Below are 22,116 nucleotides of genomic sequence, written 5' to 3' on the forward strand. Positions count from 1 at the left end.
CATTGATGCATCGATCATGCCGGACCATCGTCCCCGTTCGTCACGCGCCCGGCCAGTTCTGCGAGGCGCCGGTGCTCGGCGGCCTTCGCCTCCAGCAGTTCGGCCATCCGCAGGTGGTACTCCGGGCGGTCGCTCACGTAGACGTCGGGGATGCCGTCCTCGTCGTCGTCGCGCTCCTCCTCCGCGCACAGCCCGCGGTACCTGGTGTTGCGCAGCTTCAGCAGGACGCAGGCCACGGTGGCCGCTATGACCGACCCGACCAGCACCGCGGCCTTGACCTCCGCGGCCAGCACCGGGTCGCCGGGGAAGGCGAGTTCACCGATGAGCAGCGAGACGGTGAAGCCGATCCCGGCGAGACACGCCACGGCGAACACGTCCGCCCACGCCAGCTCCGGGTTCAGCTCCGCCCTGGTGAAGCGGGCCGCCAGCCACGAGCCGCCGAAGATGCCGACCGCCTTGCCGACGACCAGGCCGAGGACCACCCCGAGCGTCTCCGGGCTGGTGAAGACCCCGCGCAGCGCACCCCCGGACAGGGACACCCCGGCGGCGAACACGGCGAACAACGGCACGGCCACCCCCGCCGACAACGGCCGCACGAGGTGCTCGACGCGTTCGGCCTGCGACGGCGGCGCCTGCGTCAGGGGGCCCGGACCGGGCTCTTCCCGGGGCTCCCGGCCCGCCGCCGGTACGTCGCACCGCAGCATCAGGCCCATCGCGACACCCGCGATCGTCGCGTGCACGCCGCTCGCGTGCATCGCCGCCCAGATGACCAGCGCCAACGGCACGTACACGTACCACCCGCGCACCCGCTTGCGCAGCAGCACCCAGAAGACCACCAGGCCGGCGACGGCCAGGCCCAGCGCGGGGAAGTGGATCGTGGAGGTGTAGAAGACCGCGATGATCAGGATGGCGAGCAGGTCGTCCACCACCGCGAGCGTCAGCAGGAACGCCCGCAGCGCCGACGGCAACGCGGTCCCGATCACGGCCAGCACCGCCAGCGCGAACGCGATGTCGGTGGCGGTCGGCACCGCCCACCCCTTCAGGTCACCGCCTCTCGTGGCGTTGACGACGAAGTAGACCAGCGCGGGCGCCACCATGCCGCAGACGGCCGCGACGACCGGCAGCGCGGCGGCGGACGGCTCGCGCAACTCGCCCGCGACCAGCTCGCGCTTCAGCTCGATCCCGGCGACGAAGAAGAAGAGGGTGAGCAACCCGTCCGTGGCCCAGGCCGCGACGCTCAGGTGCAGGTGCAACGCGGCGGGCCCGAAGGCGAAGTCCCGCACGGTGTCGTAGCCGTGGCTGAGCGGGGTGTTGGCCAGCACCAGCGCCAGCACGGCGGCGACCAGCAGCAGCACACCGCCGACCGTCTCGGTGCGCAACGCGTCCGCCACGAAGTTCCGCTCGGGCAACGGCATGCGTCCGAGGAAGACGGAACGACGGCGGGGCTGCGTCACGGGCGTCGGCCTCCAGGTCTGTCACCGGGCGTACGCGGGGTCGCGTACGCCGTGCCGACCAGACTTCCCGGCGCACCGTCGAAACTCTGCCGCGACCTTGACGCGGCGCCCCCAGCTTAACCGGAACGGGTGACGGGGTGCCCGGCGCGGCGGACGGGCGAGGGGTGCCCGGCGCGGCGGAACGGGTGAGGGGTGCCCGGCGCGGTCGCCGGACACCCCTCGTCCCGATCTCGCCGCGTCGTCGCGCGGGCGCGTGGACGTGTGGGTGTCAGTCCTCGCTGGAGGCGGTCGGCAGCTTGGTCTGGATGAGGTCCATGACCGTGCTGTCGGTGAGGGTGGTGACGTCACCCAGCTCGCGGTTCTCGGCGACGTCGCGCAGCAGCCGTCGCATGATCTTGCCGGAACGGGTCTTCGGCAGCTCGGCGACGGTCAGGACGCGCTTGGGCTTGGCGATCGGCCCGAGCGCCTTGGCGACGTGGTCCCGCAGTTCCGCGGTCAGCTCGTCGCTGTCCTGGGCGCTGCCGCGCAGGATGACGAACGCGACGATGGCCTGGCCGGTCGTCGCGTCGGCCGCTCCGACGACGGCCGCCTCGGCGACCTTGGGGTGCGAGACGAGGGCGGACTCGACCTCGGTGGTGGAGATGTTGTGCCCCGACACCAGCATCACGTCATCCACCCGGCCGAGCAGCCAGATGTCGCCGTCGTCGTCCTTCTTCGCCCCGTCACCCGCGAAGTACCGCCCCTGGAACCGGGACCAGTAGGTGTCGACGTACCGCTGGTCGTCGCCCCAGATCGTGCGCAGCATCGACGGCCACGGCTCGGTCAGCACCAGGTAGCCACCCGCGCCGTCCGGCACCTCACGGCCTTCGTCGTCCACGACGGTCGCCGCGATCCCGGGCAGCGGGGTCTGCGCCGAGCCCGGCTTGGTCGCGGTCACCCCGGGCAGCGGGCTGATCATCATCGCGCCGGTCTCGGTCTGCCACCAGGTGTCCACGATCGGGCACCGGTCCCCGCCGATGTTCCTGCGGTACCACATCCACGCCTCGGGGTTGATCGGCTCCCCGACGCTCCCCAGCACCCGCAGGCTGGACAGGTCGAACTTCGCGGGGATCTCGTCGCCCCACTTCATGAACGTACGGATCGCCGTCGGCGCGGTGTACAGGATGCTCACCCCGTACTTCTGCACGATCTCCCAGAACCGCCCCTGGTGCGGGGTGTCCGGCGTGCCCTCGTACAGCACCTGCGTGGCACCGTTGGCCAACGGCCCGTAGACGATGTACGAGTGCCCCGTCACCCAGCCGATGTCGGCCGTGCACCAGTACACGTCCGTCTCCGGCTTCAGGTCGAACACCGCGTGGTGGGTGAACGCGGCCTGCGTCAAGTACCCGCCCGACGTGTGCAGGATGCCCTTGGGCTTCCCCGTCGTGCCGGACGTGTAGAGGATGAACAGCGGGTGCTCGGCGTTGAACGCCTGCGGCTCGTGCTCGGTCGACTGCCGCTCGGTGACCTCGTGCCACCACACGTCGTGGCTCTCGTCCCAGGCGACGTCCTGCCCGGTGCGGCGCACCACCAGGACGTGCTCCACCTGGGGGCAGGAGGCGACCGCCTCGTCGATGGCGGGCTTGAGCGCGGACGGCTTGCCGCGCCGCCAGCCGCCGTCCGCGGTGATGACGATCTTCGCGTCGGCGTCCTGGATCCGGGACGCCACCGCGTCCGCCGAGAACCCGCCGAAGACCACCGAGTGCGGCGCGCCGATACGGGCGCAGGCCAGCATGGCTATGACGGCTTCCGGGATCATCGGCAGGTAGACCGCGACCCGGTCCCCGGCGCGCACGCCGAGTTCGGTCAGCGCGTTGGCGGCCCGGGAGACCTCGTCCTTCAACTCGGCGTAGGTCACCGTCCGGGTGTCGCCCGGCTCGCCCTCGAAGTGCAGCGCCACGCGGTCGCCGAGCCCCGCCTCGACGTGCCGGTCCACGCAGTTGTACGCGACGTTCAGCTCGCCGTCGGCGAACCACTTCGCGAACGGTGCGTTCAACCAGTCCAGCGTCTGCTGCGGCTCGGTCGCCCACGACAGCCGGCGCGCCTGCTCCGCCCAGAACCCCAGCCGATCCGCAGCGGCCTGCTCGTATGCCTGCGCCGTCACGTTCGCCGACGCGGCCAACGTCTCCGGCGGAGTGAAACGCCGCTCCTCCTTCAGCAGGTTGGCCAGGCTCTCGTTGCTGCTCACGCGCCATCTCCCCTTGTCGGCTCGGGTGTTCGTTCGGCCGCAGGGCATCCGAGGATTGCCCTATCTGTCCCGGACCTACCTCACCAGGCCAAAGACGTGCTGACAAGGGCCCTCAGACGATTGGTGTAGACCTGTGCTCCTTTTCCGGGTGATGGGTCGGTTTTCAGGGGCGGGAGGTTCGGGCGATCGCACCAGCGGGGGCGGTTGGGGCGGGATCGCGCGGGGGCGGGGTGGGCGGGGCGTCGCCCCGGTCGGCGCTCCGGTCAGCGCGCCGCGGCCGTGTCCGCCGCCGACTCCGCCAGCACGAACTCCGGGTCGACCTGTGCCGCGAGGTCCGCGCCCGTGCGCTCGTTGCCCCAACTCTCCGCGTTCTTCAGGTGGAAGTGGACCATCTGCCGGGTGTAGCGGGCCCAGTCGCGGTGCTCGTAGCTCGCGTCGGCCTCCTCCTGAAGGCGCCGCAGGGTCTCGCGGTTCGCCTCCTCGAGCAGGTCGAAGCGCGGCGGACGGCCCTTCTCCATCGCGCGGACCCAGTCGGAGTGCCCGACCGTCGCGAACAGGTCGTCACCCACCTCGTCGCGCAGGAACGCCAGGTCGTCCGGGCCCTGCACCTTGTTGCCGACGACGCGCAGCGCCACGTCGAAGTCCCGCGCGTACTCCTTGTACTGGCGGTAGACCGCGACACCCTTGCGCGTCGGCTCGGCGACCAGGAACGTCATGTCGAACCGCGTGAACATCCCCGACGCGAACGAGTCGCTGCCCGCCGTCATGTCGACCACCACGTACTCGCCGCGCCCGTCGACCAGATGGTTCAGGCACAGCTCGACCGCCCCCACCTTGGAGTGGTAGCAGGCCACGCCGAGATCGGACTCGTTGAACGGACCGGTGACCATCAGGCGCACCGGGCCGCCGTCGAGGTCCACGGTCGTGGCGCAGGCCGCGTAGACCGGGTTGTCCTCGGTCACCCGCAGCAGGCGTGAGCCGTGCCCCGGCGGGGTGGTCTTGATCATGGTCTCGGCGGAGGCGATGCGCGGGTTGGCGCCGCGCAGGTACTCCTTGATCTCGGGCAGGTGGGCGCCCATCGCGGGCAGCGCGGCGGCATCGTCCTCGTCGAGCCCGAGCGCCGGGCCGAGGTGCTGGTTGATGTCGGCGTCGACAGCGACGACGGGCAGCCGCGCCGCGGCGAGGTGCCGGATGAACAGAGAGGAGAGCGTGGTCTTACCGCTCCCGCCCTTGCCAACGAAAGCGATCTTCATGTTCAGGAGATTAGCGCTGCCGGTGTCACGAGGTACGCACTCCGGTGATGAAGACCACTCCATTGAGGGGTCCGGGTCACCTATGCGTAGGGTCGACACCATGACTTCGTACTCCCGGGGAGCGACCCCCGGCCCCTCGGCCGATCCGCTCGCGGTGCTGGGCTCGCTGCCCGGCGTCCCGGAGTCCGTCGACTCGGTGCGGCAGGCGGTCGACCGGGTCTACGGGCACCGGGTGATGCGGCGGCGCTCCAACGAGATCACCTCGGAGGCGGCTCTGCGGGGGGCGCGCGGTTCGGCCGCCCTGAGCGGGGCGGACTGGCCGCTGGAGGAGGTGCGCCGGCGCAGCGACTTCAGCTCCGACGCCGAGTCGCGCACGGTCGGCGCCGCGTTGCGGCTGACCGCCGAGGCGGGCCAACTCCTCAGCGTGTGGCGGCAGTCACCGCTCCAGACGCTGGCCAGGCTGCACCTCGTGGCGGCGGGTGGCATCGCGCCGGACGAGACGGTGGGGCGCCCGCGGCAGGCCGGCGAGACGGTGGACGAGGAGTCGCTCGCCACGCTGCCGTTGCCGGAACCCGCGGAGGTGGGCGCCCGGCTGGACGGCCTGGCCGAGCTGCTGCTCGCGGGCACCGACGCCCCGGCGCTCGTGGTGGCCGCCGTGGTCCACGGTGAACTGCTCGCGCTCCGGCCGTTCGGCACGCACAACGGCCTGGTCGCACGGGCGGCCGAGCGCATCGTGCTCGTCGGCTCGGGCCTGGACCCGAAGTCGGTCTGCCCGGCGGAAGTGGGCCACGCCGAGCTGGGCCGGGCGGAGTACCTGAAGGCGGTCGAGGCTTACGCCTCCGGCACTCCGGAGGGCATGGCGTTCTGGATCGCCCACTGCGCGCAGGCGGTCGGGCTCGGCGTGCGCGAGAGCACGGCGGTCTGCGAGGCGTTGCAGCGGGGAGCGGCGTAGGCCCTTCGGGGGTGCCCAGGGGAGGCGGGAAGGCTCGCTCAGAGGAGGCGGGAAGTCGCGGCGGTGCGGCGTCCCGGCCCCGGGCCTGCGGGCTGTGGTGCGTTGGGGCCCGTGGCGTGCGGCTCGTACGGATCCGAGGGCGTGAACGCGTCGCCGGGCGGGTCGAAAGCCGGCCGCGCGGTGCCGCTCGGCCTGCCTGCCGAGGCGGAGGGTTCTACCCGGAGGCCGGAGAGGGGCCTGGACAGGGTTGCGGCGGTACCCGTGGGTACCGCCGCTGGCACGTACATCAAGTGACCATGCGTGCACTCACATGCCCATCAGGTCGGGGACTTCGCCCGGCGCCTGGTCGGCTACCCGGTCAGCGGGCTGGCTTCGCGTGGGTGCCCGATGTACGTGCTCGGTCCGTGGGGCCTGTATCGACGGGGGTCCTCTCGGATGTCCGTGGTCTCGCGGGCCGTTGAGTCCTTTCTACTCCGCTCCCTCGGGAAGCGGAACCCCCGCTTGCTCTTCTTTACTTTTGCCCTCAATCAATAACTAATGCCGCTATTGGTACTTATCGCGAACCGGTGGAACAATTCGGGCCCCACGTACCGCTGATGAGGCCCGCCCCGCTTCTGGACGTTCGCCACTGAGAGGCTGTGAGGCCGGGGCGGGCAGGTGAGGGTTCGCGGCGTCTTGGCCGCGTCAGGCCTGGCGGTCCGGCCCGGGCGGGCCTAGGAGAGGACGGGCCTGCGGCGGCGCGAGACGTACCAGAGCAGGCCGGCCGTGAACGCGGCTCCCGCCATCGCGACCGTCAACGCGAGGACCGGACGGCTTGGCAACGACGGCACCCGCTGCCGCAGCCGCACCGGACGGCTGAACGTCAACACAGGCCACTCGCGCGCCACGGCCTCCCGGCGCAACGCGCGGTCCGGGTTGACCGCGTAGGGGTGGCCGACCGACTCCAGCATGGGCACGTCCGTCGCCGAGTCGCTGTACGCGTACGACCGCGCGAGGTCGTACCCCTCGGTGTCGGCCAGCTCGGCGACCGCCTTGGCCTTGTTCTCGCCGTAGGCGTAGTACTCCACCTCGCCGGTGTAGCGCCCGTCCTCCACCACCATCCGGGTCGCGACCACGTGGTCGGCCCCGAGGATGGCCCCGATCGGCTCGACGACCTCGGCGCCGGAGGTGCTGACGATCACGACGTCCCGACCGGCGGCGTGGTGCTCCTCGATGAGCGAGGCGGCCTCGTCGTAGATGAGAGGATCGATGAGATCGTGCAACGTTTCGGCGACGATCTCGCGGACCTGTTGTACGTTCCACCCCCGGCAGAGCGCGGAAAGGTACTCGCGCATCCGCTCCATCTGATCGTGGTCCGCGCCACCGAGCAGATAGACGAACTGGGCGTAGGCGGTACGTAGGACGGCCCGACGGTTGATCAGACCCCCTTGATAGAAGGACTTGCTGAAGGCCAGCGTGCTCGACTTCGCGATGACCGTCTTGTCGAGATCAAAGAAGGCGGCGGTCCGCGGCAAGGAGTGGTTTTCCACGAGGACGAGCATAGGCACCCACCATTCGGCGTAAGCTCAGGCGCGTGGGTTTGCCTGAGAAGGCTCTCGGGTACACCATGGAAGTCACGGATCGTTCGCGACCGTGCTAACCCGGTCCGGCTCCTCCCCCCCCGAGTCGGCCGTGGGGACGACCCCCGCTCTCCCCCCCGGCGGGGGTCGTCGCATGTCCGGATCCAGGTCGTCGCACGTCGGGGCCCCAATGCCGCCGCCCGGTAAGCCGACGCGCTTCCTCTTTCATGGTCATTTCGACCTCTCCTCTCCGTTCCGCTCCCGGTCCGTCGACTGGTACGACGTGTGACGGTCTGTAATCGTTGCCGGGCTGCCGAGAACTCACCCGTGTGGGTGGCGAAGTTCTCCACAAGGGCCGAGTTATCCCCTGTTTTCCACCAAGATCCCCACGATTCCCGGGCGCCCTTCACCGTGAAGAGCCGCGAGGTACGCGGCTCGAACGAGAGAAGTGAGGGGCCATGACCGAATCCAACTCGCCCGCGCATCGGGAACGCGTCGGCTGGAACGGGCCTGCAGGGCAAGAAGCGAAGCACGCGGTACGGGGAATCGCGCCTTCCGCAAGCGGATGGCCGGTGAAGTCCGGACTCTTCGGAATGAGCGCGGAGGCCGGAAAGCGCGGACCGGATCAGACGGAAGTACGAGAGGAAGGGCGGGACGCGCGGGGGAGTTGTGGAGGCGGGGTGGAATGGGCAGGCGGCCGAGCCGGACCGGGCGCCGCCGGTGGCCCGGTTCCAGCCTTCGCGTTCGGAGCGGCGCCGGAAGTCCGGGGTCCCGTTGGCGGGCGCGGTGCGAGTGGGGGCCTCGGCGCGGGCGGGGGCCCCGGTGGCGAAAGAGAGCGGGCACAGCCGTGGGGAGACGGTGAAGGGCGAGCGGGTCCGCCCGGTCGTGGCGCCGAGGCCAGTGCCAGTGCCTGGGAGCCTCTCGCCCCGGGCCAGGACCGCGCTCGTACGCAGCCGCCCCCTCCCGTGTCCGCCCCAGCCCCTTCCGCGTCCGCGCTGACTCCTCCCGTATCCACCGCTGACGTCTGGACTTGGCCGGACGGCACACCACGTGCCTTGCGCCCAGCAACGGCGTACGGCCGCGAACACGGTGCCCCGGTCCCCACCACGCCCGTCCTTCCGGTCGGTGACGGGAATGCGGCGGCCGCGGCCGTGGCCGTCCCCGAGCGCGACGCGAACGCCACCGGCTGGCCGCTGGGAGCCCGTGCGATCGGGCGGAGGGCGGCCCTCGACGGGCCGGACCACGCACACGGTCCGAACGGAGAAACGGCTGCGCCGAGAGTCGCGATGGCGGCAGCCCAGGGAGGCGGTGGAGCGGAGCCCGATCGAACCGAGCCTCGCCGGACCGAGCCTCGCCGGACCGAGCCTGCGCCCCTGGACGGATGGGGCAGCCACGGTGGGCCGAGTCGGCAGGGTGCCCCGCACGATCCCCTCGCACCCCGGCGCGGCGAGCCCCGGCACGCTCCCACCACGCCCGACACCGCCGGGACCGAACGCGGGCTCCACGAGCGGCGGCCCGGTGCGCCGCTGATCGTCACCGAGGACGAGGAACTCCTCGACGACCTCTTGCGGTTGTGCGCCGCTGCGGGCGCGGAACCGGAGGTCTCCTTCGGACCGCCGCCGTACCCGGGTACGTGGCAGGCGGCCCCGCTGGTGCTGGTGGGGGACGACTGCTCGGCGGCGGTGCGCCGGGCCCAGCGGCGTCCGGGGGTGCTGCTCATCGGGCGGGACCTCGACGACCAGGACGTCTGGCGTCGGGCGGTGGACATCGGCGCCGACCACGTGCTCTTCCTGCCGGACGCCGAACGCTGGCTGGTCGACCGCATCGCGGACGCGGCGGAAGGCGTCGGCGAGACGGCGCTGACGGTCGGCGTGGTGGGCGGCCGGGGCGGTGCCGGGGCCAGCACGCTGGCCTGTGCCCTCGCGGTGACCGCCGCGCGTTCCGGCCGCCGCACGATGCTGGTGGACGGTGATCCGCTCGGCGGCGGCCTGGACGTGCTGCTCGGCGGTGAACGCGTCTCGGGGCTGCGGTGGCCCGACCTCGTCGAGGCGCAGGGTCGCGTCAGCGGCGGCGCCCTGGAGGAGTCGTTGCCCAGGCTGCACGACCTCAGCGTCCTCAGCTGGGACCGTGGCGACTCCGTGATGATCGGTGCCGACGCGATGCGTTCCGTCCTGGGCGCGGCACGGCGGCGCGGGGGCGTGGTCGTGGTGGACCTGCCGCGACGGATGGACGACGCCGTTGTCGAGGCACTGTCGCAGATCGATGTCGGGCTGCTGGTCGTCCCGGCCGAGTTGCGGGCGGTGGCGGCGGCCGACCGGGTCGCGTCGCGCGTGGGCATGATGCTGCGGGACCTGCGGGTCGTGACGCGGGGACCGTTTCCCTCGGGGCTGGACACCACCGAGATCGCGCGGCTGCTGCGGCTTCCGGTGGCAGGAGAACTTCCGCCGGAGAAGGGCCTGTTGGAGGCGGTCGAGTCGGGGGCTCCGCCGGGGGCGGCCGGGCGCGGTCCGCTCGCGCGCTTCAGCGCGGCCTTCCTCGACGACGCGCTGCGCAGCCGAGGGGGTGTGACGGCGTGAACACGACGGAGACGGGCAACGCCGAACCCCTGGGTGGACTCGGCTCGGAGGACGCGGGCGCGTTGCTGGACGCGGTGCGGCTCAGGCTCGCCGAGTCGGGCCAAGAGCCCACTCCGGCCAGGGTGGCCGCCGCCTTGCGGGCGCAGGGGCGGCTGCTGGGCGACACGGCGGTGTTGGCGGTGGTGCGGGCGTTGCGCTCGGAGATGGTCGGCGCGGGCCTGCTGGAACCGCTGCTCGCGGAACCCGGGGTCACCGACGTGCTGGTCAACGGGCCGGACGAGGTCTGGGTCGACCGGGGCGCGGGGCTGGAGCGGACGGGGGTGCGGTTCCGCGACGCGGCGGCGGTGCGGCGGCTGGCGCAGCGGCTCGCGACGGCCGCCGGACGCAGGCTGGACGACGCGAGGCCCTGGGTCGACGCGCGGCTGCCGGACGGGACGAGGCTGCACGCGGTGCTGCCACCGGTGGCGGTCGGGGCGCCGTGTCTGTCGTTGCGGGTGGTGCGGGGCCGGGCGTTCACCCTGGAGGAACTGGTGGCGGCGGGCTCGATGGACGCGGAGGCCGCCAGGCTGCTGCGGTCGGTCGTGGACGCGCGGCTGTCGTTCCTGATCAGCGGCGGCACGGGTTGCGGCAAGACCACGATGCTGTCGACGTTGCTGGGGCTGGTCGGCCAGGGCGAGCGGATCGTGCTGGCGGAGGACTCGGCGGAGCTGCGGCCCGACCATCCGCACGTGGTGCGCCTGGAGACCCGGCCGGCCAACCAGGAGGGCGTCGGCCTGGTGACGTTGCGCGATCTCGTGCGGCAAGCGCTGCGGATGCGGCCGGACCGGCTGGTGGTCGGCGAGGTGCGTGGGCCCGAAGTCCTCGATCTGCTCACGGCGTTGAACACCGGCCACGAGGGAGGTTGCGGCACGGTGCACGCCAACGCCGCGGGTGATGTGCCGGCCCGGTTGGAGGCGCTCGGTTCGACGGCGGGGCTGGAGCGGATGGCGTTGCACAGCCAGCTCGGTGCGGCGCTGTCGGTTGTCGTGCACCTGGCCCGCGACCGCTCGCGCTGCCGCAGGCTCGCGGAGATCCACGTACTGGAACGGGACGGCGCGGGGCTGGTCTTCACGGTTCCGGCCGTGGTGCGGGGCCGGGACGGCCGCTACGTGCGGGAGCGCGGCTGGCAGCGGTTCGCCGGGCTGTGCGAACGGGGGGCCGGGTGATGGGCGTCGAGTTGGTCGCGGTGTGGTGCGGGGTGCTGTGCGCCGCGGCGACGGTCTGGTGGCTGCACCGGCAGGACGAGGCGGTACGCCGGGCACGGCTGATGTTCGCCGAGGCCGGTGCACACGCCGATGTGCCACAGGCCGGAGCCCGATGGCGTGCGTGCCGCGCTCGGACGCTGGCGGTGCTGGAACGCGGCCGTGGCTGGGCCGAGAAGCGGCTCGGCACACGGATCGGCCGTGAGGCGCTGTGCGTGCCGACGGGACTGGTGTTGTCGGTTCCCGCGCACTCGCCTGTTCCGGCGCTGGCGGGTCTGCTGGCGGCGGTCGGCCTGGGACGGCAACTGCGGTCCCGGGAGCGCAGGTTGAGGGCGGAAGGCTGGCGGGACGCGATCGCCGGGCTGTGCGGCGCGGTGGCGGGGGAACTGCGTGCCGGGCGTCCTCCCGAGGTGGTGCTGGCCGAGGCCGTGGAGCGGTTGCGGGCCCCGGGCGGTCCGGACGGCGCGCACGACGCGTTGACCCCGCTGCTGGCGGCGGCCCGGTTCGGCGGCGACGTCCCGGTGGCGCTGCGCCGGGCGGCCGGGATGCCGGGAGCGGAGGGCCTGGCGGGGGCGGCGGCCTGCTGGGAGGTCGCGGCGGACGGCGGCAGCGGGCTGGCCGACGGACTCGACCGCGTGGCGGCGGCCTTGCGGGCCGAGCGGGACCAACGCGAGGACCTGCGGGCGCAGTTGGCCGGGTCGAAGGCCACCGCCGCGATGCTCGCGCTGCTGCCGGGCTTCGGGCTGTTGCTCGGGTGCGCGATGGGCGCGGATCCGTTCCGGGTGCTGTTGCGGACCGCGGCCGGGCTGGGCTGCCTGCTGGTCGGGGGAGCGCTGGAGACCGCCGGGCTGGTGTGGACCGCCCGGATCGTGCGCGCGGCGGAGGAGGGGACATGAGCGAGGTTGTCCACAGCCTGGGGATGACGTTCCTGGGCGGAGCCGGAGTCCTGTGGATGACGGTCGGGCTGGTGGATGCCCGCCGCGGCCGGCTCGCACGGCGGCGACGCGAACTGCTCCTGGGCATCGCCCGCGTCCGACGGCCCCGGACGCCCCGGCTGAACGGGCGGGCGCGGGCGGTGGGACGCGAGTGGGCCGCGCCGGTCGGCGTCGGCTGCGCCGCGGTCGTGCTGGTCGGCGGGGTGGCCGGGTGCCTGCTGGGACTCGCCGGGGCGTACGGCATACGGCGCCGGCAACGCACCGCGCACGCCCGCACACCACCGCCCGAGGACGAGTCGGTCGCACGTCAACTGCCGCTCACCGCGGAGCTGCTGGCCGCGTGCCTGGCGGCCGGAGCCGCGCCCGCAGCGGCGGCGGACGCCGTGGGACGCAGCGTGGACGGGCCGATGGGCGAGGCGCTGCGGCGGGTGGCGGCGGAAGTGCGGCTCGGCGGCGATCCCGCGCAGTGCTGGGAGCGACTGGCGGCGGTGCCGCAGGCGCGGGATCTGGCGCGGTGGATGGCGAGGGCCTCGGTGTCCGGGGTGCCACCGGTGGCGACGGTCTCCCGGCTGGCGAGTGGCTACCGCGCGGAGCGGACCCGTGCGGCCGGGGCGAGGGCGCGGCGTGCCGGAGTCGTGGCCACCGCACCCCTGGGCCTGTGCTTCCTGCCCGCCTTCCTGGTCGTCGGCGTGGTGCCCGTCCTGATCGGGCTGGCGGAGGGGATGGCGCACATGAAGTGAGACGAGCGAGCGGACACCGAGCCGGGCAGGGCGGCGAAAGCACCGGCACCGATGGCGTCGGACGACAGCCTTCGCGCCGCCCGGGCGGACACAACAGGAGGCCGGGCACGGGACATGGCTCACCCGTGCGCGGCGACGACGGACGAGCCGATGCGAACACGCGCGCAGAACACGCGCGCAGAACACGCGCGCAGAACACGCGCGCAGAACACGCGCGCAGAACACGCGCACAGAACGAGCGCGGCGAACGAACGCGACGAACGAACGCGACGAACGCGACGAACACACGAACTCAGGAGGAAGAGATGACCAGTTGGATGCGGCGCCGGTGGGACGCGATGCGCGGGGAGGCCGCGCAGGCGGGGATGTCGACCGCGGAATATGCGGTGGGCACGTTGGCCGCCTGCGCCTTCGCGGCCGTGCTCTACAAGGTGGTGACCAGTGGCGCGGTCGCTTCGGCGCTCAGCGGAATGATCAAGAGGGCCCTCGATGTGGCGCTTTGAGGCCTGCCGCGGCAGGCCCGGCGACGCGGGGTACGTGACGGCCGAGGCGGCGGTCGTGCTGCCGGTGCTGGTGGTGTTCACCGGGATGCTGCTGTGGGGGCTGATGACGGCCGCCGCGCAGATCCGCTGCGTGGACGCCGCGCGGGCCGGTGCGCGGGCGGCGGCGCGTTCGGAACCGCCGGAGGCCGCGATGGCCGCCGCCCGCTCGGCCGGGCCTCCCGGGGCGAAGGTCGTGCTGCGGCGCGAGGGAGACCTGGTGCGGGTGCGGGTGGCGGCGCGGTCGCTGGGCCCGGGCAGGCTCGCCGGACTGCTGTCGGTGCCGGTGGGCGCCGACGCGGTCGCCCTGGCGGAGGAGGCGGTCCGATGAACGGGAACCCGTGCCTCGGCGGACGTCGTGGGATGTCCGGCGACCGGGGTTCCGCCACCGTCTGGGCGGTCGTGGTGACCGGAGCGCTCTGTGTCGTCTTCGCCGCACTGCTCGCGCTCGGCCAAGCGGTCGCGGCCCGCCATCGGGCGGGCGGCGCGGCCGACTTGGCGGCGCTGGCGGCGGCGGACCACGCGCTGGACGGCGAGAAGGCGGCCTGCGATGACGCCGGACGGGTGGCGCGGGCGCAGGGCGTGGTGCTGGTGACCTGCGTCGTGCGGGGTGAAGTGGCCGACGTCGTGGCGCAGGCGCGAGGAGCGCTGGGCGCGTTCACCGGCCCCGCCCGGGTCCGCTCCCGCGCGGGCCCGCCGTGGGCCGCAGTGGAGCCGGTTCCCAACGCACCCCACGCGCAGGCCCGTTCCACGCCGTCGAGCGCCCGGGCGGCCGGGCGCCCGGGGGCGGCGCCGACACCTGGATCCGCGCACCGCGCCTCACGGTCACTCGGCCGCAGGCCCACGCTCGGTCGCACCGCCGAAGTCCCCCGCGTCCTCCACGCTCCCCGCGCCACCCGCCCCGTTCGCGTCCTCTCCCTCGGGCCGCGCGGACTCCTCGGGTCGCGCGGACAGCAGGCAGTCCAGGAGGCGGACGGCGGCCGCTTTGTCCAGCGGGTCGTTGCCGTTGCCGCACTTGGGCGACTGGATGCACGACGGGCACCCGAACTCGCACTCGCAGGCCGCGATCGCCTCACGCGTGGCCAGCAACCAGGCGTGCGCGGTGCGGAAGCCGCGTTCGGCGAAGCCCGCGCCGCCCGGGTGGCCGTCGTAGACGAAGACCGAAGGCAGGCCGGTGTCGGGGTGCAGGGGGAAGGAGACGCCGCCGATGTCCCAGCGGTCGCAGGTGGCGAAGAGCGGCAGCATGCCGATCGAGGCGTGTTCGGCGGCGTGCAGCGCGCCCGGCAGTTCCTCGGGGTGGATGCGCGCGGCGTCGAGCTGGTCGTCGGTGACGGACCACCACACGGCGCGGGTGCGCAGGGTGCGCGGCGGCAGGTCGAGCTTGGTCTCGCCGAGCACTTCGCCGGTGATGAGTTTGCGGCGCAGGTAGGAGACGACCTGGTGGGTGACCTCCACCGAGCCGAAGCACAGCCGCGCGTCGCCCCAGGGTTCCTCGGTGTCGGTGCCCAGGATGGTGATCGCGGTGGTCTCGCGGGCCATCGTGGAGTACGGCGGATCGGCCTGCTCGACGAGGGCCACGGCGTCGTCGAGGTCGAGGCGTTCGACGACGTAGGTGAGGCCCTGGTGGAGGTGGACGGCGCCCTCGTGCACCGAGGCGTGGGCGGCGGAGGCGTCCACCGTGCCCAGCAGCCGCCCGGTCGCCGACTCGACCACCTGGACCGGCCGGCCGCCCTCGCCACGGATGTCGGTGAGGTCGGCGGCGCGTTCCCGGCGCGTCCAGTACCAGCCTCCGCTGCGTCGGCGCAGCAGCCCGCGCTTGACCAACTGCGGTACGAGGTCGGCGGCTTCGGGGCCGAAGAGTGTCAGGTCGTCGTCGGTGAGCGGCAGTTCGGCGGCGGCCGCGCACAGGTGGGGCGCGAGGACGTAGGGGTTGTCCGGGTCGAGGACGGTGGACTCGACCGGCCGGCGGAACAGCGCGTCCGGGTGGTGCACGAGATAGGTGTCCAGCGGGTCGTCGCGGGCCACCAGCACCGCGAGCGCGCCCTGACCGCCGCGTCCGGCTCGCCCCGCCTGCTGCCACAGCGAGGCCCGGGTGCCGGGATAGCCGGCCAGCAGGACGGTGTCGAGGCCGGAGACGTCCACGCCGAGTTCCAGCGCGGTGGTGGAGGCCAGGCCGAGCAGGCGGCCGTTGTGCAGGTCGCGCTCCAGTGCCCGGCGTTCCTCCGGCAGATAACCGCCGCGATAGGCCGCGACCCGTTCCGGCAGCGAGCGGTCCACCTCGGCAAGCCGGTCCTGGGCGAGTATCGCGATCAGCTCGGCGGACCGCCGGGAGCGGACGAAGGCGACGGTGCGGCTGCCCTGGGAGACCAGGTCGGTCAGCAGGTCGGCGGTCTCGGCGGTGGCGGTGCGGCGGACCGGAGCGCCGCGTTCGCCGCTCAGCTCGGTCAGTGGCGGTTCCCACAGGGCGAAGACGAGTTCGCCGCGGGGGGAGGCGTCGTCGGTGACCTCGTGGACCGTGACGCCGGTGAGACGGCTCGCCGCCTCGGCCGGGTCGGCGGCGGTGGCCGACGCGAGCAGGAAGACCGGATCGGCTCCGTAGCGCGCGCAGACCCGGCGCAGCCGCCGCAGCACCTGGGCGACGTGCGAGCCGAAGACGCCGCGGTAGGTGTGGCACTCGTCGATCACGACGTAGCGCAGCTGGCGCAGGAAGGAGGCCCAGCGCTGGTGGGCGGGGAGGATGCCGCGGTGCAGCATGTCCGGGTTGGTCAGCGTGTACGTGGCGTACTGGCGGACCCACTCGCGTTCCTCGAACGGCGTGTCGCCGTCGTAGACCGCCGCGCGGACCGCGGTGCCGAGCGGGGCGGCCAGCGCCGACACCGCGCGGCGCTGGTCGGCGGCGAGCGCCTTGGTCGGCGCGAGGTACAAAGCGGTGGCGCCCCGGCCGTTCGGGGCCTCGGCGCCCTCGACCAGAGCACTGAGCACCGGGGCGAGATACGCGAGCGACTTGCCGGAGGCGGTGCCGGTGGCGATCACCACGGACTCGCCGCGCAGGGCGTGCGCCATGGCGTGCGCCTGGTGCTCCCAGGGGCGCGCGATGCCCGCGGCGCGGACCGCCGCCAGGACCTCGGGCCGGATCTGATCAGGCCAATCGGCATGTCTGGCGGTGGTCGGGGGCAAGTGCTCCGTATGAGTGATGCGCGCGGCGCGGCCCGCTCCAGCCGCCAGCCGGTGCAGGACTGTGGCTGGGGAAGGGCGGTCGTGCGCCGGCTGTGGTCGGGGATCGTGGGCCATCGGCACTCAGTGTGTCACCGGTGTGACGGACAATCGCCGCAAGGCGTCGTGCTCGCCCGCCGGTAAGTGATTGAATGCCATCGCGGCTGCCGATCCCTCCCCTACCTTCGGTGGGGAGGCCCCTGGGGGGCGACCGCTCGATGCAAGGTGCTGGAGGACTCGTGGACCTGTCCCTGTCGACCCGAACCGTTGGTGACCGTACGGTCGTCGAGGTCGGTGGCGAGATTGATGTTTACACCGCGCCCAAGCTGCGCGAGCAGTTGGTCGAGCTCGTCAACGACGGTAGTTACCACCTGGTCGTGGACATGGAAGGCGTCGACTTCCTCGACTCCACCGGCCTGGGCGTGCTCGTCGGCGGCCTGAAGCGAGTGCGTGCCCACGAGGGCTCGCTGCGTCTGGTGTGCAACCAGGAGCGCATTCTGAAGATCTTCCGTATCACCGGTCTGACCAAGGTGTTCCCGATTCACACCTCGGTCGACGAGGCTGTCTCGGCGACTGACTGAGCCGTGCGCGGTGGCGTGGCGTGGCCCCTGGCCGGCCGCCGCCGTGCCGCGTTCGCGATCGCCTGAGTAACGGGGGTACCGGGCCGAAGAGGAGCCCGGGCCCCTGTTGTGCACGCCCGAAAGACCGAGGGGGAGGCCATGGCCACCGTTGAGCTGCGTTTCAGCGCCCAGCCCGAGCACGTCCGCACCGCCCGCCTGGTGGCGGCCGCGGTGGCGCGCCGTTCCGGCGTGGACGAGGCCCTGCTGGACGAGGTCAGGCTCGCCGTGGGCGAGGCCTGCACGCGCGCGGTGGGGCTGCACCGGCTCAACGGGGTCGACCTGCCGGTGCGGGTGCTGCTGACCGAGGAGGAGAAGAAGTTCTCCATCGAGGTCGGGGACGAGGTACCGGACGAGGCCTCCGGTACGGCCGCGGCCCGCGCCGAGGCCGACGACGCGGCGGGCCGCCCGCACCCGAGCACCCCCGGTTCCGGCGAGCCCGGCGCGGACGACGGCGACGACGACGGGCAGATGGGCCTCGCCGTGATCAGCGGGCTGGTGGACGACGTCGAGGTCATCGCGGGCCCGACCGGCGGCAGCATCCGCATGAGCTGGCCGACGACCGGGCCGGGCGACCTCCCGTAGCGATGTGGCGAGCCCCTGAGGGCGCCGCCACCCCTCCCCAAAGCTTCCCAGGACCCCACTGCCGCACGCCTCCCGGCCGCCGCGCCCACTGGCGTGCCGCGCGTCCCCGACCCGCTCACGAGCGAGCCTCCGCTCCGGCGCGCGGCTCAGGCGCCGCGCCACGGCCCACGCACCCTCGCGCACACACCCCCGTTCAGGCGCCCCGCCCCACGCGCCCGCCGCGCAGGCACCCCCGCACTCCAGCCCACGCGCTCCGGCCCACGCACCCCCTCCCGCGCCTCCTCAGCCACACCGCCGCGCCCCGCCCGGGCCTCCTCAGCCACACCCTGCGCCCCGCCCGCGGCCTCCCGCCCGCGACCCAATTCCCCCCACCCCGCCGCCACTTCAGGCACCTCACGCCTCAAAAGCCCACCCGCGTAACGGAAAACGCCGGCTCCCGCGTCGCGAATCCGCCGGGCGGAGATCAATTCCAGGGGTCTACTCCACGCCGCCGCGTTCACCGTAATCAGTGATTTCTTCACCCGGAGCGCGATTTCCCGCAGGCGGACGGGCCGGGTCACCGGCGAATTCTCGTTCCCGCGTACTGTTTTGATCGGTTCCCGCTCCCTACAATCCGTCCATCTTTGCTCAACTGACTCAGCGCTGACTCAGCTCGCCTGAGCGACGCGGCATGCGGTGGAACCGCGGCCGCGCGCCCACGTGCCAAACGTCAAGGAGGACGAATGGCGGGGCCAGACACCCCTCTCGCGTACCACGCGCAGATGCTTCCCCACATTTCCCCACTGCTCCATCAGTCACAGCAATCCATTCCGGATCACCGGACCCAGCTCCTCGACCCGGGCCACCTGGGCCACCCGGGCCAGCTGCTCCAGTCGGCCCAACTGCTGCACCCCGTAGGCCAGATCCGCCGGGCGTTCGCGCTCGCGCCGGTCCTGACCGGCGGCAACCGCACCCTCATCCTGGTCATCGCCGCCGTGGCGATCATCGCGCTGCTCGTCGCCGTGGTCCTGGTCCGCCAGGTGCTCGCCGCGGACGAGGGCACCGAGAGCATGAAGCGGATCGCGGAGGCCGTGCAGGAAGGCGCCAACGCCTACCTGATGCGGCAGTTGAGGACCCTCGGCGTCTTCGCCGTGATCGTCTTCTTCCTGCTGATGCTGCTGCCCGCCGACGACTGGACGCAGCGGGCCGGGCGGTCGATCTTCTTCCTGGTGGGCGCGGTCTTCTCGGCCGCCACCGGGTACATCGGCATGTGGCTCGCGGTCCGGGCGAACGTACGGGTCGCCGCGGCGGCCCGGGCGGCGACCCCGGGCCCCGGTGAGCCGGCCGCCGACCTGACGACCGTCTCGCACCGCGGCATGAAGATCGCGTTCCGCACCGGCGGCGTGGTCGGCATGTGCACGGTGGGCCTCGGCCTGCTCGGCGCCTCCGTCGTCGTGCTCGTCTACAAGGCGGACGCGCCGAAGGTGCTGGAGGGCTTCGGTTTCGGTGCCGCGCTGCTGGCGATGTTCATGCGCGTCGGCGGCGGCATCTTCACCAAGGCCGCCGACGTCGGCGCGGACCTGGTCGGCAAGGTCGAGCAGGGCATTCCCGAGGACGACCCGCGCAATGCCGCGACCATCGCCGACAACGTGGGCGACAACGTGGGCGACTGCGCCGGTATGGCCGCCGACCTCTTCGAGAGCTACGCGGTGACGCTGGTCGCCGCGTTGATCCTCGGCAAGGCCGCGTTCGGCAATTCGGGACTCGCCTTTCCGCTGCTCGTCCCGGCAATCGGTGTGATCACTGCGATGATCGGAATCTTCGCGGTGGCGCCGCGTCGTTCCGACCGCAGCGGAATGTCCGCGATCAATCGCGGATTCTTCATCTCGGCCGTGATCTCCCTGGTGCTCGTGGTGGTGGCCGTCTTCGTCTATCTGCCCGCGCGATTCTCGGATCTCAAGGGCGTTCCGGCCGCGATCACCGACCACAGCGGCAATCCGCGGATCTTCGCGCTGGTCGCGGTCGCCATCGGCATCGTGCTGGCCGCGCTCATCCAGCAGTTGACCGGCTACTTCACCGAGACCTCCCGCCGTCCGGTGCGCGACGTGGGCAAGTCGTCGCTGACCGGTCCCGCGACGGTGGTGCTCTCCGGCATCTCGCTGGGCCTGGAGTCGGCCGTCTACTCGGCGGTGCTGATCGGCCTCGCGGTCTACGGCGCGTTCCTGGTCGGCAGCGGCTCGCTGACGCTGGCGCTGTTCGCGGTCGCGCTCGCCGGGACCGGCCTGCTGACCACGGTCGGCGTGATCGTCGCCATGGACACCTTCGGCCCGGTCTCCGACAACGCGCAGGGCATCGCGGAGATGTCCGGCGACGTCGAGGGTGAGGGCGCGCAGGTGCTCACCAACCTCGACGCGGTCGGCAACACCACCAAGGCCATCACCAAGGGCATCGCGATCGCGACGGCCGTGCTGGCGGCGACCGCGCTGTTCGGCTCGTTCACCGACGCCATCAACACCCAGGTGGCCAAGGTCGGTTCGGCCGCGCACGGGCTGAGCCTGAGTCTCAACATCGCCCAGCCCAACGACCTGGTCGGCCTGCTGCTGGGCGCGGCCGTGGTCTTCCTGTTCTCGGGCCTGGCCATCAGCGCGGTCTCCCGCTCGGCCGGCGCGGTGGTCTTCGAGGTGCGTCGGCAGTTCCGCGAGCACCCCGGGATCATGGACTACACCGAGAAGCCGGAGTACGGCCGCGTGGTGGACATCTGCACCAAGGACGCGCTGCGGGAGCTGGCCACCCCCGGTCTGCTCGCGGTGCTGGCGCCGATCGCGGTCGGGTTCTCGCTGGGCGTCGGCGCGCTCGGCGCCTACCTGGCCGGCGCGATCGGGGCGGGCACGCTCATGGCGGTCTTCCTGGCCAACTCCGGCGGCGCCTGGGACAACGCCAAGAAGCTGGTCGAGGACGGCCACCACGGCGGCAAGGGCAGCGAGGCGCACGAGGCCACCGTCATCGGTGACACCGTGGGCGACCCGTTCAAGGACACCGCGGGCCCGGCCATCAACCCGTTGATCAAGGTGATGAACCTGGTCTCGCTGCTGATCGCCCCCGCGATCGTCACGTACTCCTACGGAGACAAGGCGAGCGTCGGGCTGCGCGTCGGCGTCGCGGTGCTCGCGCTGCTGGTGATCGTCGGCTCCGTCTACGTCTCCAAGCGGCGCTCGGTCGCCGTGGGTGACGAAGACAACAGCGAGCCCGCCGCGCGATCAGCCGACCCCGCGGTGGTGTCCAGCTCGTGATATCCGCCATACCGTCAACACGGCGACGGGCGGCGCGCATCGGGCGCGCCGCCCGTCGCCGTGCGGGGGTGCGCGGGCCGGTCGACCGGCGGCGTGCCGCGTGGTGCATATGGCTCCAATACCGGGCGTACCACCTGGCCGACTCGTGGTCGCCCCCACCTCGCCGCGTATATTCCGGGGCCGGAGAACCACGGAAGGGGTCCCCCCGGTGAACATCGGCCCGCTGAACAAGAGGCTCGCCGCCGCCCTGTGCTGCGCGGCGACCGCGACACTCGCGCTCGCGGGGTGCGGCAGCTCGGACAACAAGACGGACGACTACGCCAAGAGCGTCTGCGACCAGGTCCAGCCGCAGCGGCAGAAGATCCAGAACGCCGACAACGACATCGCGTCGGTCTCCAGCAGCGGCGCCTCGCCCTCGCAGGTCCAGAGCACCGACTCGACGGCCTTCGGCCAGATCTCGGACGCGTACAAGGCGCTGGCCAGCGGCATCCAGGACGCCGGCGCGCCGCCGGTCGGCAACGGTGCCGCGCTCCAGAAGAACGCGGTCGACCAGCTCAACGCCATCTCCGGCGCGTACGCGGACCTCAAGAAGAAGGTCGGCGGCCTCGACGCCTCCGACCAGGCGAAGTTCGCGCAGGGCCTGGGGTCCATCCCCAACCAGGTGACCACGCTGAGCAAGAACGGCGACGACGCGCTCGCCAAGCTCCAGGCCGACGGCATCGGCCAGGCGATGGCCAAGCAGCCCGGCTGCCAGAAGGCCACGACCGCGCCGACGCTCGCGCCCTCGCCCGACGCGTCCGGCTCCGGCGGCCCGGGAGCGTCCACGGCGCCCTCGGGGTCCGCCAAGCCCTCGGGTTCCACGAAGCCCTCGGCGTCGTCGTCCACGTCGGTCAAGCCGTCGTCGTCCGCGTCGTCCCAGAGCTGACGGGACCGTCTCGGAGCCGGCGGAACGCCGT

General features: G+C 72.7%; 16 protein-coding genes and 1 pseudogene. 12 read left to right on the forward strand and 5 right to left on the reverse strand.

Features of this window, described 5'->3' with window-relative positions; translation table 11 throughout:
* Positions 1-14 precede the first annotated feature (14 nt).
* From nhaA to K7472_RS27140, 3 genes are all read right to left on the reverse strand, one after another.
* A complete protein-coding gene (nhaA, locus tag K7472_RS27130; protein WP_308014106.1) occupies positions 15-1,454 on the reverse strand; it encodes a Na+/H+ antiporter NhaA in 1,440 nt (479 codons plus the stop codon).
* Between the two features lie 268 nt (positions 1,455-1,722).
* The gene (gene acs, locus K7472_RS27135) at positions 1,723-3,729 is read right to left on the reverse strand and encodes an acetate--CoA ligase (RefSeq protein ID WP_222981212.1); all 2,007 of its coding nucleotides are present in this window, start codon (positions 3,727-3,729) and stop codon (positions 1,723-1,725) included.
* Between the two features lie 215 nt (positions 3,730-3,944).
* Positions 3,945-4,934: an ATP-binding protein gene (locus K7472_RS27140; RefSeq protein ID WP_222981213.1), complete on the reverse strand. Its 990-nt coding sequence runs from the start codon at positions 4,932-4,934 to the stop codon at positions 3,945-3,947.
* A 100-nt stretch (positions 4,935-5,034) separates the two neighbouring features.
* Between K7472_RS27140 and K7472_RS27145 the strand changes: the two genes are divergently transcribed.
* The gene (locus tag K7472_RS27145) at positions 5,035-5,886 is read left to right on the forward strand and encodes a Fic family protein (protein WP_222981214.1); all 852 of its coding nucleotides are present in this window, start codon (positions 5,035-5,037) and stop codon (positions 5,884-5,886) included.
* Between the two features lie 713 nt (positions 5,887-6,599).
* Here the strand turns inward: K7472_RS27145 and K7472_RS27150 are convergent.
* On the reverse strand, positions 6,600-7,427 hold the full coding sequence (locus K7472_RS27150) for an HAD family hydrolase (protein WP_222981215.1): 828 nt from the start codon (positions 7,425-7,427) through the stop codon (positions 6,600-6,602).
* Between the two features lie 1,304 nt (positions 7,428-8,731).
* On the opposite strand from K7472_RS27150, the gene ssd reads away from it, so the two are divergent.
* The 7 genes and pseudogenes from ssd to K7472_RS27185 form a co-directional block, all read left to right on the forward strand.
* On the forward strand, positions 8,732-10,021 hold the full coding sequence (ssd, locus tag K7472_RS27155) for a septum site-determining protein Ssd (RefSeq protein ID WP_252396316.1): 1,290 nt from the start codon (positions 8,732-8,734) through the stop codon (positions 10,019-10,021).
* 29 nt (positions 10,022-10,050) lie between these two features.
* Complete coding sequence (locus K7472_RS27160) at positions 10,051-11,226, forward strand: TadA family conjugal transfer-associated ATPase (RefSeq protein WP_252396329.1); 1,176 nt, start codon at positions 10,051-10,053, stop codon at positions 11,224-11,226.
* Positions 11,226-12,158 carry a type II secretion system F family protein gene (locus K7472_RS27165; protein ID WP_222981216.1) on the forward strand — a complete coding sequence of 311 codons (933 nt, stop codon included), beginning with the start codon at positions 11,226-11,228 and terminating at the stop codon, positions 12,156-12,158. The genes K7472_RS27160 and K7472_RS27165 overlap by 1 nt, the downstream gene beginning before the upstream one ends.
* Complete coding sequence (locus K7472_RS27170; RefSeq protein ID WP_222981217.1) at positions 12,155-12,937, forward strand: type II secretion system F family protein; 783 nt, start codon at positions 12,155-12,157, stop codon at positions 12,935-12,937. Before K7472_RS27165 ends, K7472_RS27170 begins: the two co-directional genes overlap by 4 nt.
* Before the next feature lie 305 nt (positions 12,938-13,242).
* Entirely contained in the window at positions 13,243-13,440 is a 198-nt protein-coding gene (locus K7472_RS27175; RefSeq protein WP_252396317.1) for a DUF4244 domain-containing protein, read from the forward strand.
* On the forward strand, positions 13,427-13,807 hold the full coding sequence (locus K7472_RS27180; protein ID WP_222981218.1) for a TadE family type IV pilus minor pilin: 381 nt from the start codon (positions 13,427-13,429) through the stop codon (positions 13,805-13,807). Before K7472_RS27175 ends, K7472_RS27180 begins: the two co-directional genes overlap by 14 nt.
* Positions 13,808-13,839: 32 nt before the next feature.
* A pseudogene (locus tag K7472_RS27185) lies at positions 13,840-14,112 on the forward strand (Rv3654c family TadE-like protein); the annotation flags it as partial.
* Between the two features lie 189 nt (positions 14,113-14,301).
* Here K7472_RS27185 and sftH read toward each other — a convergent pair.
* Positions 14,302-16,767, reverse strand: coding sequence for a DEAD/DEAH box helicase (gene sftH, locus K7472_RS27190; RefSeq protein ID WP_222981219.1), 2,466 nt, complete (start codon positions 16,765-16,767; stop codon positions 14,302-14,304).
* Positions 16,768-16,928: 161 nt separating this feature from the next.
* Here sftH and bldG point away from each other — a divergent pair, with 161 nt between their 5' ends.
* The 4 genes from bldG to K7472_RS27210 all read left to right on the forward strand — a co-directional run bounded on the left by bldG (position 16,929) and on the right by K7472_RS27210 (position 22,085).
* The gene (gene bldG, locus K7472_RS27195; RefSeq protein WP_109448826.1) at positions 16,929-17,270 is read left to right on the forward strand and encodes an anti-sigma factor antagonist BldG; all 342 of its coding nucleotides are present in this window, start codon (positions 16,929-16,931) and stop codon (positions 17,268-17,270) included.
* Positions 17,271-17,408: 138 nt separating this feature from the next.
* A complete protein-coding gene (locus tag K7472_RS27200; RefSeq protein ID WP_222981220.1) occupies positions 17,409-17,891 on the forward strand; it encodes an ATP-binding protein in 483 nt (160 codons plus the stop codon).
* A 761-nt stretch (positions 17,892-18,652) separates the two neighbouring features.
* Complete coding sequence (locus K7472_RS27205) at positions 18,653-21,160, forward strand: sodium-translocating pyrophosphatase (protein ID WP_252396318.1); 2,508 nt, start codon at positions 18,653-18,655, stop codon at positions 21,158-21,160.
* Between the two features lie 208 nt (positions 21,161-21,368).
* Entirely contained in the window at positions 21,369-22,085 is a 717-nt protein-coding gene (locus tag K7472_RS27210) for a small secreted protein (RefSeq protein WP_308014108.1), read from the forward strand.
* The last annotated feature ends 31 nt before the right edge of the window (positions 22,086-22,116 follow it).

The sequence above is a fragment of the Streptantibioticus parmotrematis genome (genome assembly GCF_019890615.1).
Taxonomy (GTDB): Bacteria; Actinomycetota; Actinomycetes; order Streptomycetales; family Streptomycetaceae; genus Streptantibioticus_D; species Streptantibioticus_D parmotrematis.